Annotated in this window: 15 protein-coding genes; 11 read left to right on the top strand and 4 right to left on the bottom strand. The window is 71.8% G+C overall.

Annotated elements, in window-relative coordinates:
- Positions 1-16: 16 nt before the first annotated feature.
- A complete protein-coding gene (locus tag AB0H37_RS39435) occupies positions 17-1438 on the top strand; it encodes an MFS transporter (RefSeq protein ID WP_360617751.1) in 1422 nt (473 codons plus the stop codon).
- Between the two features lie 37 nt (positions 1439-1475).
- On the opposite strand, the gene AB0H37_RS39430 is transcribed toward AB0H37_RS39435, so the two are convergent.
- The 4 genes from AB0H37_RS39430 to AB0H37_RS39415 all read right to left on the bottom strand — a co-directional run bounded on the left by AB0H37_RS39430 (position 1476) and on the right by AB0H37_RS39415 (position 5203).
- Positions 1476-2633: a sulfotransferase gene (locus tag AB0H37_RS39430; RefSeq protein ID WP_360617750.1), complete on the bottom strand. Its 1158-nt coding sequence runs from the start codon at positions 2631-2633 to the stop codon at positions 1476-1478.
- Positions 2634-2646: 13 nt separating this feature from the next.
- A complete protein-coding gene (locus AB0H37_RS39425) occupies positions 2647-3432 on the bottom strand; it encodes an SDR family oxidoreductase (protein ID WP_360617748.1) in 786 nt (261 codons plus the stop codon).
- Entirely contained in the window at positions 3432-4652 is a 1221-nt protein-coding gene (locus AB0H37_RS39420) for a hypothetical protein (RefSeq protein WP_229810248.1), read from the bottom strand. Before AB0H37_RS39420 ends, AB0H37_RS39425 begins: the two co-directional genes overlap by 1 nt.
- Positions 4653-4744: 92 nt before the next feature.
- Complete coding sequence (locus AB0H37_RS39415) at positions 4745-5203, bottom strand: nuclear transport factor 2 family protein (RefSeq protein WP_360617746.1); 459 nt, start codon at positions 5201-5203, stop codon at positions 4745-4747.
- A 312-nt stretch (positions 5204-5515) separates the two neighbouring features.
- Between AB0H37_RS39415 and AB0H37_RS39410 the strand changes: the two genes are divergently transcribed.
- The 10 genes from AB0H37_RS39410 to AB0H37_RS39365 form a co-directional block, all read left to right on the top strand.
- Positions 5516-7150, top strand: a complete 1635-nt coding sequence (locus tag AB0H37_RS39410) for an FAD-dependent oxidoreductase (protein WP_360617745.1) — start codon at positions 5516-5518, stop codon at positions 7148-7150.
- A gap of 244 nt (positions 7151-7394) precedes the next feature.
- On the top strand, positions 7395-7637 hold the full coding sequence (locus tag AB0H37_RS39405) for a hypothetical protein (protein WP_179832016.1): 243 nt from the start codon (positions 7395-7397) through the stop codon (positions 7635-7637).
- A gap of 129 nt (positions 7638-7766) precedes the next feature.
- Entirely contained in the window at positions 7767-8441 is a 675-nt protein-coding gene (locus AB0H37_RS39400; RefSeq protein WP_360617743.1) for a hypothetical protein, read from the top strand.
- A 175-nt stretch (positions 8442-8616) separates the two neighbouring features.
- Positions 8617-9405 (top strand): glutamate ABC transporter substrate-binding protein, encoded by a 789-nt coding sequence (locus AB0H37_RS39395; RefSeq protein WP_360617741.1) that lies wholly within the window; start codon positions 8617-8619, stop codon positions 9403-9405.
- A gap of 28 nt (positions 9406-9433) precedes the next feature.
- Entirely contained in the window at positions 9434-10075 is a 642-nt protein-coding gene (locus tag AB0H37_RS39390; RefSeq protein ID WP_329096304.1) for a hypothetical protein, read from the top strand.
- Positions 10076-10091: 16 nt separating this feature from the next.
- A complete protein-coding gene (locus tag AB0H37_RS39385) occupies positions 10092-11129 on the top strand; it encodes an XRE family transcriptional regulator (RefSeq protein WP_360617738.1) in 1038 nt (345 codons plus the stop codon).
- 203 nt (positions 11130-11332) lie between these two features.
- Positions 11333-12160 (top strand): helix-turn-helix transcriptional regulator, encoded by an 828-nt coding sequence (locus AB0H37_RS39380; protein ID WP_329098427.1) that lies wholly within the window; start codon positions 11333-11335, stop codon positions 12158-12160.
- A 105-nt stretch (positions 12161-12265) separates the two neighbouring features.
- Positions 12266-14200 carry an AarF/UbiB family protein gene (locus AB0H37_RS39375; protein WP_360617736.1) on the top strand — a complete coding sequence of 645 codons (1935 nt, stop codon included), beginning with the start codon at positions 12266-12268 and terminating at the stop codon, positions 14198-14200.
- 60 nt (positions 14201-14260) lie between these two features.
- Positions 14261-14878 carry an alpha-ketoglutarate-dependent dioxygenase AlkB gene (locus tag AB0H37_RS39370; protein WP_179832010.1) on the top strand — a complete coding sequence of 206 codons (618 nt, stop codon included), beginning with the start codon at positions 14261-14263 and terminating at the stop codon, positions 14876-14878.
- Between the two features lie 73 nt (positions 14879-14951).
- A partial coding sequence (locus AB0H37_RS39365; protein WP_360617734.1) for a right-handed parallel beta-helix repeat-containing protein occupies positions 14952-16374 on the top strand: 1423 nt, incomplete at its 3' end.

The following is a 16374-nucleotide window of genomic DNA, read 5'->3' as shown; positions in this document are numbered from 1 at the left end:
CCTGGAGGGAACGCGCATGGCGCAGAGGACAAGCGGCAGGCTGCTCGGCCTGACCGCGACGGCGTCGCTGATGGTGGCGCTGGACGCGACGGTGGTGACGACCGCGCTGGCCAGGATCCGGCTGGACCTGTCCGCCACCATGGAACAGCTCGAATGGACCGTGAACGCCTACGGCCTCAGTTTCGCCGTCCTGCTGATGACCGGCGCCGCGCTGGGCGACCGTTTCGGGCGCCGGCGGATGTTCGTGAGCGGGCTCGGCCTGTTCACGGCCGCCTCGGCGGCCTGCGCGGCGGCGCCCGGCATCGGCTGGCTGATCGCCGCCCGCGCCGTCCAGGGGTGCGGGTCCGCGCTGGTGATGCCGCTGGCGATGGCGCTGCTGAGCGCCGGGTTCCCGCCCGAGCGGCGCGCCCGGGCCCTCGGCGTCTTCGCCGGGGTCACCGGCCTGGCGGTGGTGGCCGGGCCGGTGGTCGGCGGAGTCGTCACCGAGGGGCTGGCCTGGCAGTGGATCTTCTGGCTCAACGTGCCGATCGGGCTGGTGGTCGTCCCGCTGGTGCTCCGGTACGTCCCGGAGAGCCGGGGCGGCGGCGCCTCCTTCGACCTCGGCGGCGTCCTGCTGGTGACGGGCGGCGCGCTCGGGCTGGTCTGGGGCCTGATCCGCGCCGACGGCTCCGGCTGGGACGCCTTCGAGGTGGACGCCGCGCTGGCGGCCGGGGCCCTGCTGCTGGCGGCCTTCGTCGCGTGGGAGCTGCGCGTCCGGGAGCCGATGGTGCCGATGCGGCTGCTGCGCTCGCGCGGTTTCTCCGCGGGCAACGCCGCCGGGCTCCTCATGTACGCGGCGCTGTACGGCTCGCTGTTCTTCATGGCCCAGTTCCTCCAGACGGTGCTCGGGGCCGGGCCGATGACCGCCGGGCTCCAGCTCGTTCCGTGGACGGCGACCGTGACCGTGGTGGCGCCCGCCGCGGGGGCGCTCGTGAACCGGGTCGGGGCTCGTCCCCTCACCGCCGCCGGACTGGCCCTGCAGGGCATCGGGCTGGGATGGATCGGCCTCACCGCCGGGCCTTCGACCGCCTATCCGGAGCTGATCGCGCCCATGGTCGTCGCGGGGGCCGGGATCAGCATGGCGATGCCCGCCGCGCAGACCGCGGTCATCAACTCCGTCGCGGCGCGGGAGATCGGCAAGGCGTCCGGCGTCTTCAACGCCCTGCGGCAGCTCGCCGCGGTGCTCGGCGTCGCGGTCGCCGCCGCGCTGTTCACCGCCAAGGGCGGCTACGGGACCGCGGAGACCTTCTCCGACGGCTTCGGACCCGCCCTCACCCTCACGGGCGCGCTGTCGCTGGCCGGTGCTCTCGCCGGCCTGTTCATGCCCGGACCGGACCGGACGGCCCGGACGTCCCCGGCGCCGCCGGTCCCGCGGCGCGCCCCCGAGCCGACCCGCTGAGACGCGGAGACGCCGCGCCGTCAGGCGGGTTCGCGGCTCACCGGAGTCCGGCGGCGTAGTCGGCGAAGCGCTCGTCGACCTGCTCCGGGGTGAGCCCGAAGTCCGCGAGCGAGTACCGGTGGGCGGGTTTCGCCGCGCCGGTGGAGCTCTCGCCGTGGAGCCTCGTCATGGCGGCGCGGGCGTCGTCCGTCAGCGGCAGCCCGAACTGCGCGTAGACGGACTCGACCGTGCCGATCGGGTCGCGGACGAAGTCGTCGTAGTGGACGTCCGCGAACCGCGCGGGGTCGTGCCGCCCCCGTTCGGCGCGGAACCGGTCGAGGCCCCGGCTCCACAGGTCGAGCTGGTCGCGGCCGATCGTGGCGCCGGTGAACACGTCCGACCATCCGGCGGTGGCGTGCGCGGCGAGGCTGCACATGGACGCCATCGCGGTGCGCGGCCTGCGGTGCGTCTGGACGATCAGCGCGTCGGGGTAGACCTCCAGCAGCGCGTCCAGCGCGAACAGGTGGCTGGGGTTCTTCAGCACCCAGCGCCGGCCGGGGTCGTTCAGGCCGATGAGCCGGAGGTTGCGCCGGTGCCTGCGGTAGGCGTCCGTCCAGTCCTGCCCGGCGAGCCAGGACGAGTAGGTCGGCAGGTGCGCCAGGCACTCGAACGAGATCGACAGCATGCTCTGGCGGAGCAGCTGCCAGCACTCCTCGACCGAGTCCGCCGAGATGTAGTGGACGCCCATGAACTCGGGGTTCTCCACGTGGTGCCGCCGGTATCCGGCGTCGATCGCCTGGAAGACCGGGTCGTCGGCCCAGGTCCCGCGCGGCGGCCGCGGCTGCGGCACCTCGGCGAGCCACAGGTCGAGTCCCTGGTGCGCGGGGTCGGCGGTGAGGAGCCGGTGCAGCGCCGTGGTCCCGGTGCGGGGCAGGCCGGTCACGAAGATCGGCCGCTCGACGGCGACGTCCGCGTGTTCGGGGTGCCGCCGCCAGGCCGTCTCGGAGAACTGCCGGGCCACCAGGGCGCCGCGCAGCAGCGCGCGCTGCGCCTTGTTGCCGAGCGGTGTGAGCCCGGCGTCCCCGGCCAGCGACTCCAGCAGCACCTTCAGACCGTCGAGGTACTCGTCGCCGCCGAAGTCGTCCGTTCCGGTGATCTTGCTGGCCGAGGCGTGGAGGTCCTCGACGGTCCCCACGCTGTCGCGACCGTTCGTCATCGGTCCGCCCTTCCTAGTGGTGCCACTCGCCGGAGTTGACGTCCAGGCACTGACCGGTGACGGCGCGGGCCAGCGGCGACAGCATGAACACGGCGGCGTCGGCGACCTCGTCGGGCTCGGGCAGCTTGCGCAGGTCGGTCGTCGCGGCGTTCTCGTCGTAGACCTGCTGCGCCGTCACGCCGCGCTTCTCCGCGAGGTGGTGGAAGTACCACTTGAGGTTGGGCGCCCAGATGTAGCCGGGCGCGATCGTGTTGACGCGGATCCCGCGCGGCCCGAGCTCGGTGGACAGGTTCTGCGCCATCGCCAGCAGCGCCGCCTTGGCCATCTTGTAGGCGCCGAACGTCCGCCGGGAATGCCGCAGCACCGCCGAGTTGATCATGACGACGGAGCCGCGGGTCTCTTCCAGCGCCGGGACGAACAGCCTGGTCAAATGGAGTGCGGCGAGGACGTTGGTCTCGAAGCCCGCCCGCACCGCGTCGAGGTCGACCTTCGTCAGATCGGTCAGCGGCGGGGTGGCGAAGGCGTTGTTGACCAGGCCGTCCACCCGGCCGAACGCCTCCCGCGCGGCCTCGGCGAGCCGCTCGCAGGCCGCCGCGTCCCGGATGTCGGTCGGGACGGTCGCGGTCCGCCGCCCGAGCTCCTCGACCTCCTTGGCGACCTCGGCGAGCCGCTCCTCGTTGCGCGCGGCCAGCACGACGTCGGCCCCGGCCTTGGCGCACTGGAGCGCGAGCCCCCGGCCGAGTCCCGGGCCCACGCCGGAGACGACGACGACCTTGCCGTCCAGCAGTCCCGTGCCCATCAGCCGAGCATCCTCTTCGCGACGGCGGTCTGGCGGGCGGCGATCCGCTCCGCCCATTCCTCTCTCCCGACGCGCTGGCCCTCGTGGAAGGGCAGGGCGCGCGGCAGGTCCTCGAACGGCACGACCTCGACGCTCGGCCCGTCCTCGGGCGTGAGGTCCCGGGTGAGGCGCTGCCAGCGGAACTGCAGGTAACCGCGGCGGTGCCCGGTCCGCTCGATCCAGTTGGCGAGCCCGGGATCGCGCTCGCTGACGACGTACCGGATCATGCCGTCCTCGTCCACGCGGGCCTGGTCGGTGGTGAGGCTCGTCTGGTGGTTGATGTAGTCGAGCGAGACGTACCACATGCTGCCGAGCTGGAAGCCCTGGTAGGGCGCCACTTCACGGTCGGCGGCCGGGGCGGTGATGACCATCGCCTCGTCCTCGTCCAGGTCGTAGTGACCGACGGACGAGAACTGCGTCGCCAGCCCGCCGGGCGTGGGCCGCGGCTCGGTGAGCGTGTTGACCGGCAGTTGCAGGTAGTGCCATTCGGGGAAGGCCAGGAAGGTGCGGATCCGGGACACCAGCATTCTGCCCGCTATCTCGTACCGCCTGGCCATCCGGTCGGACGGGACGGGCAGCGGCGAGGTCCCGAGCGTGTCCGCCCGGTGAATGCGGATCTCCCCCCGTCTCTCGCTCTCCCAGTCGCTGAAGACCTCGCGCACGATGAGCATCGCGGAGCCGGGGGCGAGCGCGACGTATCCGGGCCCGGCGTCCCGTCTCGGCGGGCCGAACCGCAGCTGGAACGTCCCGTCCTTCGCGATGTCCAGCTCGCGGTCGTCGAACGCGGTGAGGCTGTCGGGCGACTTCGCGGGCGAGTAGTCGCCGTTCATGATCTGGAAACTGAGGTCGGCGGTCGTGCCCCGGCGCCCGGTCACGACGTATTCGGCGTCGTCCCGGATGTACGCGTGGAAGTACAGCGTGTCGGGATTGTCGAGCCCGAGCTTGGTGTACGGCCCGGTGGACGACGCGAAGAACGGATAGTCCTGCTGGTAGGCGCCCACCATGTGCAGCGACGCCTTGATGCTGCCGGCCAGGTAGTCGAGGCCCTCGGCCAGGTCCTGGTCGGTCTTGACGTGCGGCGCGGCGCGGACGATCCGCTCCGCCTCCACGACCGCGTCGGCGAACGAGCGCGTCGCGGCGCCCAGGCGGTCGGTGCTGCCTTCGGCTGGGTCGGTGGCCACCGGGCTCTCCTCGGTTCGCGGGCGCGAGGCCGTGCTCTGGCGGAACGGAGATTAGAACGCGTTCTAAGTGGGCGGCAACACCCGCGTCCCGCTCAATGGGAGGTGGTGAACTTCAGGCTCGGCGCGTCGTCCAGCGACACCATGTACTCGTAGGTCCGCCGGTGCCCGGTCTTCTCGACCCGCCATCGGCCGCCGTCCCGCCGGTAGACGTCGTGGTAGAAGGCGGCGCCCCGGATGAGCAGCCGGTCCCCCGGGAGGACGATCGTGTCGTCCAGCGACCAGATCCCCGTCGCCCGGTCCCCGTCGAGGTCGATCTCCGGGCATCCGGCCGTGTGCGCGCTGATCTTGTCCGGCCCGAGGTTGGACCGCATGTACTCGACGATCGCGTCCCGCCCCTCCAGCCTGAGCGTCTTACCGAGCACGGGCGTGTCGTACTCCGCCACCGCGTCCTCGGTGAACACCTCGGCGAACTCGTCCCACAGCTTCAGGTCGACGCACCGCAGGTACCGGTACTTGAGCCGCCGAATCTCTTCCAGGGCAACCAGGTCCATGCGCCCAGCCTCCTAGCTCCACCCGCAAAACACAAGAACACGTTCTACCCTGCGCCCTGCGCCCAGCAGGCGGGGGCGCACCGCTCCGGCCGGGCCAAACATCCGGCAAAAGGTTGGAATCGGTTGATCGGCACCCACCGGACCGACGCCCACCGACCGGGCAAGATCCCCGCGCCCGGATTCCCGTGCCCGGCAGGGGAGGCAGGCGCCGGGCGTCCCAGGCGACGGACCCGGCCCCCGGAGGCCGCCCCGCGCCCGGACGGCCGCGGTCGCCCTTCCGGTCCGGCGGCGGCGATTACGCTGGTAGAGGTGATGGCACCGGTCATTCTCGTGGTGGATCACGACGCGGGTTCGCGGCGTGTACTGCTCGCCGACCTCACGCGACGGCTGGGCGAGGCGTTCACGGTGAAGGGTGCGAGTTCGCCCGGGGAGGCCCGCGACGCGCTGGAGGAAATGGCGCAGGCGAAGGAATCCGTCGCGCTGCTGATGGTGGACGACGCCTGCGCCGACGTCCTCACGCGGGCGCATGAGTCGTATCCCAATGCCAAGCGCGTGCTGATGGTGGACCGCGACTACACCTCGACCAGTCCGGCCGTCCAGGCGATCGCCCTCGGGTACGCCGACTACCACCTCGTCCGGCCGTGGACGAACGACGAGACGATGCACCGCGCGGTGAGCGAGTTCCTGTCCTCGTGGACGGAGGAGCAGGAACCGACGTTCGAGCTGTTCCGCGTCGTCGCCGAATTGGACGACCCCCGGGTGCTGCGGCTGCGCGACGTGATGGCGCGCTTCAACCTGCCGTTCGTGGTCCACCCGCCCGGCGAGGAGACCGGGCGGCGGCTGCTGCGGGAGGCCGGCGTCGACGCGTCCCGGCTGCCGGTGGTGATCCGCTACGACGGCCGGGCGTACGTGGACCCGCAGGTCTCCGATCTCGCCTGCGCGATCGGCGTCAGCGTCGTGAACGACCTGGAGGTCTGCGACATCGCGATCGTCGGCGCCGGGTCGGCCGGGCTGACGGCGGCCGTGTACGCGGCGTCCGAGGGGCTCGACACCGTGCTGCTGGAGCGCGCCTTCTCGGGCGGGCAGGCCGGGACGAGCCCGATGATCAGGAACTATCCGGGGTTCCCCCACGGCATCGCCGGCGGCTACCTGATGGAGCGGACCTGCGAGCAGGCGTGGCTGATGGGCGCGCACATCGTCTTCGCCCAGCAGGCGGTCGCCCTCGAAGGCCGCGGCGACCGGCGGGTGGTCCGCATGGCGGACGGCTCCGAGGTCAGCGCACGCGCGGTGCTGATCTCCACGGGCATCGACTGGCGGCGGCTCGGCGTCCCCGGCCTGGAGGACCTCGTCGGCACCGGAGTGTTCTACGGCATGGCCGTGGGCGAGAGCCGCGCGATGCGGGGCCAGGACGTCTTCATCGTGGGCGCCGGGAACTCGGCCGGCCAGGGCGCGCTGCACCTGGCCAAGCACGCTCGCACGGTCACGCTCGTCGTCCGGGGCGACAGCCTGGCGAAGTCGGCGTCGACCTACCTGGTGCGCGCCATCGAGACGACGCCGAACATCGTCGTCCGCCAGCGGACCGAGGTGGTCGGGTGCGGCGGCGGCGAACGCCTGCGGTCCCTGACGCTCGCGGACCGGGCGGCGGGCACCACCGAACGCGTCCCGGCCGCCGCGCTCTTCATCATGATCGGAGGGGAGCCGCACACGCGGTGGCTCCCGGACGGCGTCGCCGGCGACGAGCACGGCTACCTGCTCACGGGCCGCGAGATCTACGACCGGGACCCGCCCCGCTGGCCCCTCGACCGGGACCCGATGCCGCTGGAGACGAGCATGCCCGGCGTCTTCGCCGCGGGAGACGTGCGGAAGGACTCGATCAAGCGGGTCGCCTCGGCGGTCGGTGAGGGCGCCACGGCCGTCCGCTCGGTCCACGAATACCTGGCGCTCTGAGCGCCCACGCCGATTATCGGCCGTTTTCGGGGACGGTTGGCGGGTTCCGGGGACGGGCACGCGCTCGGCGCGGCACTCTGAGGCGGTCGAAGTCGCATGAAGGGCGCGGCGGCGGAGCGTCCTTCCGCTTGTCTTGGAGTGTGGTCCTGTGGTGGACGGTTCGGTTGAGGACGTCCCATCGGAAACGGCTGAGAGCGCCGAGACCCGGGACGGGGAGGCGTCCTGGCTCGGACGTGGAGTCGCGTTGTTCACGCCCGTGTTCGCCGTGGCGGCCGGTTGGCTCGCCGGAGTCGTGGCGCAGCTCGTGCCCGGGGCTCACCTCGACGAGACGCAGGTGACGACGTTCATGGTGGCCGCGACGACCGCGGCGCTCGGTTCCGGGTGGAAGTGGCTCCAGGGATGGCAGCAGCACGAGCGGCTCGTCGCCGACGGAAAGGCCGCGCCCGTGAGGAGCAGCCGGGAGCGGCGGAGTCGCAAGGCGACGTGAGGCGGGTGCCGGGAAGGTAGGCATAGCTCTACCGCGATGCGGGGGGCACGCCCACGGACAGGCCGTGTCCCGCCCGGCAAAGTGTTCCGCGGATGCCGCCCCCCACTCGCACTTGAGAAAGGCACTCTCGTGGACACAGTTCTCGCCCGGCGCTTCACCGGATGGTCGTGCCTCGCCGCCGCCGTCGCCCTCATCGTCGAGGTTCCGCTGTACTTCGTCTACTCGGGCCCGCCGCCGGACTCCAATGTCCTCTCCCGCCTTCTCCTCGGAATCCTGGCCCTCGGATTCCTGCTCCTCTTCGTGACGGGCTTCCGCGAACTCGTCAAGAGCGTCGACCCGCGGTACGAATGGGCCGGGAACTTCGCCTTCGCCGCCGGGCTCGCCTACGTTCTGGTCACCCTCATCTCCAGCGGCCTCGAGGCCGGGGCCGTCATCGCCGCCGACCGTCCGATCGACCCGACCATCTCCGTCAGCGGGACGTACATCCTGTACGGGTCCATCGGTCGCATGCTGCTGGGGTTCTTCCTGGTCGCGCTGGGCTACGCGGTGACGAAGACCGGTGCGCTGCCGCGCTGGACGGGGAAGTCCGCCTACGTGCTGGCCGCGGTCAACTTCGCCTTCATTCCCTCGCTCTTCTTCGGCAACGACCCGTCGTTCTTCTACGCAGCCAACGGCTGGGGCACCACCGCCTCCCTGGGCGCCATCCTCAGCTACTGGCTCCTCATGATGGGCGTCGTCACGCTCAGGGGTAAGCGAGGCGCCACCGGCCGCCTGGCGCAGGGGATGCACCGAGTCCACGGCTGACTTCAGCGAAGTGCGCCTGACGGCCGCCGGAGGCATATCGCCTCGGCGGCCATCAGGCCATTTGGCGACCTGGGCGCGTGCGACGGCGGTAAGGGTGCCGAGAGGTTCACCAGCCGGCATTGGAGGGTCGCCTCACGTTCATCCGGCGGCCGTTTTCTCTCGCTAGTCATGGTTCGTGCGCGCCATTTTCGTGCTTCTAGCCCTCGCACTCGCACTGGTGGGATGTGCGACCGCCAAAGCCTCGATCCACAGCCAGGACGTCATCGTGGTCGGGGTCAAGGCGGACCAGCCCGGGTTAGGGCTGAGGAAGAACGGGGTGCTCCAGGGGTTCGAGGTCGACGTGGGCGGCTACATCGCCCGCCGCCTCGGGGCGTCCCATGTGACGTTCCGCGAGGTCAGGTCCGACGACCGGGAGCAGCTGCTGAACCAGCACGCCGTCGACCTGGTGCTCGCGTCCTACTCGATCACACCGGACCGGGCCAGGCTCGTCCACTTCGGCGGGCCCTACTACGTCGCTCACCAGGACGTCATGGTGCGGCGGAGCGAGACCCGCATCCAGAGCGTGCGCGATCTGGCAGGGCGGAAGATGTGCCAGGCCAGCGGGTCGGTCTCGACCGAGCGGGTGGTGGTCGGTCTGAGCATCGCCGCAAGGCCCGTCCCGGGATCGTCCTACAGCGACTGCGTGGCGAAGCTGCGGTCCGGGACCGTGGACGCCATCTCCACCGGCGACCTGGTCCTCGCCGGGTTCGCGGCGCCGGACCTGAGGATCGTCAACGCGCCCTTCACCGACGAGCGGTACGGGGTCGGGATGCGCAAGGACGACGCGGACGGGTGCGAGGCGGTGAACCGGGCCATCACGACGATGTACCAGGACGGGACGGCCGGCCGCCTGCTGGACAAGTGGTTCGGGAAGAGCGGGCTCACGCTCGTCCGCGAGGTCCCCGAGTTCGAGGGCTGCGCGTAATGTCGGCGGCTCTGGCTATGGTCGGGACGTGGCTGAGGACAGGGACGCTTGGGACGAGCTCTTGGCAGCGGGCTTCCTGCACGCCCTGCGGGAGGCCCACCGCGAGGCGACGCTGGCCGTCTTCGGCGGGCTGAGCCGGGCGGCGGGGTTCACGGAGCGGACGTACGGGGTCGGCGCCTTCGACGCGCTCGCGTCGCAGATCGACCGGGTCTTCGAGGCCGAGCCGCAGGTCGTCCGCGACGATCTGAACGGCTCCCCCGGCTGGCGGTACGGGCCGTACCGCGTCCTTCTCAAGCGGCACGAGTTCGGGAACGTCAGGGGCATCCGGTGGGACCGCGACAGCCCCACCAAGCAGGCCGTGGCCAGGCAGACCTACGTCGAGGACCCGCAGCTCGTCCTCCCGCTGGGCATCGAGGCGCGCGACACGCCCGGGGTCGTGACGCTGGTGCTCGCGCACAGCGCCACCGAGGCGCCGCTGGAGATGGAGCTCTTCCTGGGCCGCCCCCGGTGGAACGCCGACGGCGGCACCGCCTGGCACTGGGTCACACCCCTGGACGACACCATCGGGCCCGATCCACGTCGTAAGCTCGTCGAGCGGACGATGCCGCTGTGGGACGACCGGGAGGACGACGTCCCGATGCGGCTCCGCAGGGAGACGAAGACGGCCTAGCAGAAGGTGGCGCGGGGTGCTGTTCGACTGCGAGCGGCTGACGCTCGCCCGGCGGCTCAGGGGCCTGCGCAAGAACCAGCTCGCGCAGGCCGTCGGGACGACGCCGAAGGCGATCGGGCAGTACGAGGCGGGCGTGCAGCGGCCCGAGGAGCCGACGGTGCGGCGGTTGGCGATCGCGCTGGGCGTGCCCGTCGAGTTCTTCCAGAGCGGCCGCAGCCCGGTCTCCATGGACGGGGCCCATTTCCGGTCGCTCCGGTCGACGACGCAGATCGAGCGGGACCAGGCGCTCGCCTACGGGCGGATCGCCACCGACGTCGTCGCCGTCCTCGAACGGCTCGTCGCCCTGCCCGAGGTCGACCTGCCCGAGTACCCGGTCTCGCCGGAGGAGATCGCCGGCCCCGGGCCCGCCGAGGCGGCGAGGCTGACCCGCAAGGCGCTGGTCGAGCGGGCCGGGCCGGTGCCGCACGTCGTCCGGCTGCTGGAGTCCCACGGCGTGCTCGTCCTCGTGCTGCCGCGGGCGGCCGAGCGGGTGGACGCGTTCAGCGTCGGCGTCCACCCGAGGCCGATGGTGTTCTTCAACCCGGCCAAGGGCGACTACTGGCGCAACCGGTTCGACGCGGCCCACGAGCTGGGGCACCTGGTGATGCACGCCGACGCCGAGCCCGGCGAGAAGATCGTCGAGGACCAGGCGCACCGGTTCGCGGCGGAGTTCCTCATGCCGGAGGCCGACATCGCGGGCGAGCTGCCCGCGGGCCCCGACTGGGACCGGCTGGCGGAGCTGAAGGCGTCCTGGGGCGTCAGCATGGCGGCGCTGCTCTACCGGGCCCGCACGCTCGGGATCATGACGGAGTCCGTCTACCGCAACGCGATGAGCGCGCTGAGCTCGCGCGGCTGGCGGCGCCAGGAGCCGGGCCCGGCCCGTCCGCTGGAGCAGCCGACGATGCTCACCCGCGCGCTGGAGGTCGTGGAGGGCGCGGGCACGGATCGTGACCGGATCGCCGGGGACGCCCGGGTCACGCGCGCCGATCTGGACCTGCTCGTCCCGCGGCGGTGACCCCTACTGGAACGCTCCCGCCCGCGCGTTCCACACAATGGCGGGATTTGTAAAGCCGCTGCGCCAGATAGGTATCCCTGTCGAGGGGTTTCCTGCGCGTTCGCCATTGCCTGTGAGACCCTCCGAGAGTGTTGCCGGACCACGTACGGAACGCTGGAGACCTGGTGCTTGACAATCGGCTGGCGAGTCCCACCGCGTTGCGCATGCAACTCGGGGCGCGGTTAAGGCGGATGCGCGAGGAGAGCGGTCTCAGCCGGGCGGAGGCCGGCGAGGTGATCCGCGGCTCGGCGTCCAAGATGAGCAGGCTGGAGCTCGGACGGCACGGCTTCAAGATCCGCGACGTTCTCGACCTGCTCACCCTCTACGGCGTCGAGGACGAGGACGAACGGAATGGTTTCGTCCAACTCGTCCGGGAGGCGAAGAAGCCCGGCTGGTGGCAGGGCCACGGCGATATCGTGCCGGGCTGGTTCGAGCAGTATCTCGGCCTTGAACAGTCGGCGGCGACGATTCGCACTTACGAGGTGCAATACATCCCCGGCCTTCTGCAAACGCGTGACTACGCGCGGGCCGTCATCGGCCTGGAACACCATGACGCGGCCTATGGCGGCCTCGAACGGCGCCTCGCCCTGCGGATGCGGCGGCAGGAGGTCCTGCACCGCCCGACCGGCGCGACCACGCTCTGGGCGGTGATCGACGAGGCGGCGCTGCGGAGGCCGATCGGGGGCCCGCGGACGATGCGCGGCCAGGTCGAGCACCTGATCGCGGTTTCGGAGGACATGGCCAACGTGAAGGTGCAGGTCCTGCCCTTCGCGGCGGGCGGGCACCTGGCGCTGGGCGGGCCGATCACCATCGTCCGGTTCGCCGAGCACGACCTGGACGACGTGGTCTACCTGGAGCAGCTGACCGGCGCCCGCTACCCCGAGGGCCAGGAGGCCGTCCGCTACCAGAAGATCATGGACCTGCTGGGCATCCGCGCGGCCCGCCCCGCCCGTACCGCGACCTTCCTCCGGGACCTGCTCGGCGAGCTCTGATCCCCCGTCAGGACGAGCCGCTCCCCCGCTGGCGGGAAGAGCGCCGCCCCCGCGCTCATTAGCGTCCCCCGTGACGTAAAAGGACGATTCTGCGGGCGGCGGAAAATGGACGGTTCGGCAACGATCATCGCTTTCCTCATCGGAACGGCGATCAACACCTGGGTCATGGCGTACGGGGCGAGGAGCCTTCTCGACACCCGGTTCCCCCTGTTCCGGACGCTCGTGGCGGGCGCGGTCGGGCAGGCGGTCGCGAGCCCGATCATCAGCGCGCTGATCGGCGACCTGCGCGCGAACCGGGACCCCGCGCCGCTGGGGTGGTTCGTCTGCCTCGGCTTCGCGTGCGCCCTCCTCGTCTCGATGACGATCCTGGTGCTGTGGGAGGCGTTCGTCCCGACCGGGACGGTGCCGTCACCGCTCCACTGGTTCGGCAACGTGCGGTCGCGGATCGCGCGCACCCGCCGCTACCGGCGCATCTCGTTCATCTTCCTGCGCCACGGCCTCGGTCCCTACCTGCGCGGCCGCGCCCGCCCGAGCGCACACACCGCGCGCTCGTTCACGCACGCGCTCGAACAGGGCGGCGTCGTGTTCGTGAAGCTCGGCCAGGTCCTGTCCACACGGAGGGACGTCCTGCCGCCGGAGTTCGTCCAGGAACTGGGACGGCTCCAGGACAGCGCCGCCCCCGTCCCGTGGCCGCAGATCGAACGCGTCCTCCGCGAGGAGCTCGGCGACCCGCACGAGGTCTTCGCCGCCTTCGACCGGATCCCGCTCGCCGCCGCGTCCATCGCGCAGGTGCACCGGGCCGCCCTCCGGTCCGGCGAGGAGGTCGTGGTCAAGATCCAGCGGCCGGGCGTCCGCGCGGTGGTCGAACGCGACCTCGACATCGTCGGCCGCCTCGCCCGGACGCTCCACGACCGCGCCGGATGGGCCAGGTCGTTCGGCGTCCTCGACCTCGCGAACGGCTTCGCGACCGCGCTGCGCGAGGAACTCGACTTCCGCGTCGAGGCCCGCAACATGGCCTCCGTCGCGGCCACCGCGCGCAGCGGCGACGTCGTCATCCCCCGTCCCCACGACGACCTCTGCACGAGCCGCGTCCTCGTCATGCAGCGCCTCGACGGCGTCGCGCTCAGCAAGGCCGGCCCGCGCGTCGACTCCGCCGGCCTGGACCGGACCGCCCTCGCGCGCACCCTCCTCGACACGGTGCTGCGCCAGATCGTCCTGGACGGCGTCTTCCACGCCGACCCGCACCCCGGCAACATCCTCCTGCTCGACGACGGCCGCCTCGGCCTGATCGACTTCGGCTCCGTCGGGCGGCTCGACACCGAACTGCGCGGCTGCCTCCAGCGCATGCTCGTCGCCATGAACCGGGGCGACGCGGTCGCGGTGACGGACGCGTTCCTCGAGGTCGTGGCCCGCCCGGACGAACTGGACGAGCAGGGCCTCGCCCGCGCGCTCGGCGCCTTCATGGCCCGCCACCTCGGCCCGGGGGCCGCCCCGGACATGACCATGTTCACCGACCTGTTCCGCCTGGTCGCGAGGTTCGACCTCGCCGTCCCGGCCGAGATCGCGGCGGTGTTCCGGGCGCTGGCGACACTGGAGGGCGGCCTGAGCGAGCTCGCCCCCGGCTTCGGCGTCGTCACCGAGGCGCACGCGTTCGGCGAGTCCTACCTGCGAGAACGGCTCCACCCGGCCTCCCTGCGCGATGCCGCGAACGACGAACTGCTCAACCTGCTGCCGATCCTGCGCCGCCTCCCCCGCCGTCTGGACCGCATCACCGCCGCGGCGGAGGCGGGCCGCCTGAGCCTGAACGTCCGCCTGTTCGCCGACGAGTCGGACCGCCGCACGGTCACCGGTCTCCTCCAGCAGGTCCTGCTCACCATCCTCGCGTCGACCGCCGGCGTGATGGCGGTGATGCTGCTGGGCCTGAAGGACGGCCCCGCGATGACCCGGGACGTGACCCTCTTCCAGTTCTTCGGCTACTGCGGCCTGGTCATCTGCTCGGTCCTCTCCCTGCGCGTCCTGGCAGTGGTCTTCCGCCGCTGACCCCGTCTCACGGACCCGCCGATCGAACATGTGTTTGACCCGGGTGGGTACAGTGGGGGGATGTTTCAAGGGTCGTTGCTGGACGACACGGATGAGAGCGGTCCGCGGTCTCTGAGCGCGGCGCGGCGGACACTGTTGGAGCGCGGCGCCTGGGTGGACGTCCTGCCCGGGTGGATTCCCAACGCGGACGCGCTGTTCGAGCGGTTGCTCACGTCCGTCCCGTGGCGGGCCGAGCGGCGGCGCATGTACGACAAGGTCGTGGACGTCCCGCGCCTCCTGGCGTTCTACGACGAGGATGCGGAACTGCCCGATCCCGTACTGGACGAGGCGAAGACGGCGCTCGACGAGCACTACGCCGAGGAGCTCGGCGAGCCGTTCCGGACGGCCGGTCTCTGCCTCTACCGGGACGGACGCGACAGTGTCGCGTGGCACGGCGACACCATCGGGCGCGGCGCCACGCACGACACGATGGTGGCGATCCTGTCGGTCGGCACGCCGAGGAGCCTGCTGCTCCGTCCGCGCGGCGGCGGGCCGGCGATCCGCCGCGAGCTGGGGCACGGCGACCTCATCGTCATGGGCGGAAGCTGCCAGCGGACGTGGGAGCACGCGATCCCGAAGAGCGCGCGCGTGGCGGGTCCCCGGATCAGCGTCCAGTTCAGGCCGCGCGGGGTCCGCTGAGCGGGGCGGGCACGCCTCACCTCATGGCACCATGAACGGTGATTCGTGAGGAGGCCCGTTGCAGCGTCTGGTCGTGTCACACTCCTCCCCCCGGGCGTATCGGACGGTGCTGGAGGCGCTTCAGGCGCCACTGGCGTACGCCGCCGCCGGGCGGCACATCCTGATCGAGCCGGGGTTGTATCCCAACACCGGGTTCCGCAGTTCGGGCGACTTCGTCATGACGGCCGTGGGCGGACCGGGTTCGGTCACGCTGGACGGCGCCACGGACGCGACGGTCGAGGTCACCGGAAAGGTGACGCTGCAGGGACTGATCGTCCGCAACTGGAGCGCCGAGGGCCTCGCGCTCGAACTCGCTGAAGGCAGCGTCCTGGCGGAGCACTGCGAGTTCACGACCCGCTCCGACCTGGCCGTGCGCGCGTCCCACGGCGCGCAGCTGGCGCTCAGGGAGTGCCAGGTGCAGGACGGCGCGGTCGTGTACAGCGCCTCGTCCGGGGTCATGGAGGGCACCTCGGTCGGCGGGACGGAGGGCAACGCGGTGGCGATCCGCAGCGGCAGCACGGTGACCCTCCGGGAGTGCCGGATCAGCGACGCGGGCGGGCACGGCATCTGGGTGACCGAGGGGTCGCGCCCGCTGATCGAGCAGTGCACGATCAGCGACCCGACGAGCGCCGGGATCCGGGTGGACGACCGCGCGGACGCGGCCATCCGCAACTGCGCGTTCCACGGCTCGGGCCAGTCGTCCCTGATCGCCCTGGAGAAGGGCAAGGCGGTCGCGGAGGACTGCCTGATCCAGGACGCGGGCGCGGACGCGCTGTGGGTGGCGACCGGCGGCTCGCTGACCGCCCGGCGGATCAAGATGGAGTCGCCGCAGCGGACCGGCGTGGTCGTCGAGAAGGGCGTCGCGCTCCTGGAGGACTGCGACGTCAGGAATGCGGGCACCAACGGCCTGTCCCTCACCGCGCACGCGGAAGTCACGGTCGTCCGGGGCCGGATCACCGACGCGGGAAAGATCGGCGCAGGGCTCGGCCCCGGCGCGCGCGTCGTGCTGGACGGGACGAGGATCAGCGGCAGCGGGCTCGCCGGGGTGAGCGTGGAGGCGGGCGGCCGGCTCACCCTCCGCGACTGCACGGTGGTGGACAACCACGGCGCGGGCGTCATCGCCGGCGAGGGCGCGCACATGGACGTGACCGGCCTGACCAGCGAGCGCAACCAGAAGCCGGACAGGCTGGACGGCAGGCCGCGCGGCGGGACGACCACGCAGGTCACCGAGCCGACACCGGCGGAGGAGCCGCCGAAGCCGGACGAAGAGCCCACGGCCTCGAAGGGGCCCGAGGCGGCGCCGCCGTCCGGCGAAGGGGCCGACGGGAAATCGGCGGATGTGCTGCTCGCCCGGCTGGACGGGATGGTCGGTTTGGCGGGGGTGAAGCGTGAGATTCGTAAGTTGACGAATTTGCAGAAGGTGGCTGAGCGGCGGCGGTTGGCGGGTTTGCCGCCGG

The sequence above is a fragment of the Actinomadura sp. NPDC023710 genome, from assembly GCF_040639875.1.
Taxonomy (GTDB): Bacteria; Actinomycetota; Actinomycetes; order Streptosporangiales; family Streptosporangiaceae; genus Spirillospora; species Spirillospora citrea.
Note: the sequence above shows the minus strand (reverse complement) of the source record. Positions and strands in the feature narration are given on the sequence as shown.

Excerpts from the sequence above, each read along its gene's own strand:
- AB0H37_RS39435 (WP_360617751.1), top strand. The coding sequence starts at position 17 with ATGGCGCAGAGGACAAGCGGCAGGCTGCTCGGCCTGACCGCGACGGCG.
- AB0H37_RS39430 (WP_360617750.1), bottom strand. The coding sequence starts at position 2,633 with ATGACGAACGGTCGCGACAGCGTGGGGACCGTCGAGGACCTCCACGCC.
- AB0H37_RS39425 (WP_360617748.1), bottom strand. The coding sequence starts at position 3,432 with ATGGGCACGGGACTGCTGGACGGCAAGGTCGTCGTCGTCTCCGGCGTG.
- AB0H37_RS39415 (WP_360617746.1), bottom strand. The coding sequence starts at position 5,203 with ATGGACCTGGTTGCCCTGGAAGAGATTCGGCGGCTCAAGTACCGGTAC.
- AB0H37_RS39410 (WP_360617745.1), top strand. The coding sequence starts at position 5,516 with ATGGCACCGGTCATTCTCGTGGTGGATCACGACGCGGGTTCGCGGCGT.
- AB0H37_RS39380 (WP_329098427.1), top strand. The coding sequence starts at position 11,333 with ATGCAACTCGGGGCGCGGTTAAGGCGGATGCGCGAGGAGAGCGGTCTC.
- AB0H37_RS39375 (WP_360617736.1), top strand. The coding sequence starts at position 12,266 with ATGGACGGTTCGGCAACGATCATCGCTTTCCTCATCGGAACGGCGATC.
- AB0H37_RS39370 (WP_179832010.1), top strand. The coding sequence starts at position 14,261 with ATGTTTCAAGGGTCGTTGCTGGACGACACGGATGAGAGCGGTCCGCGG.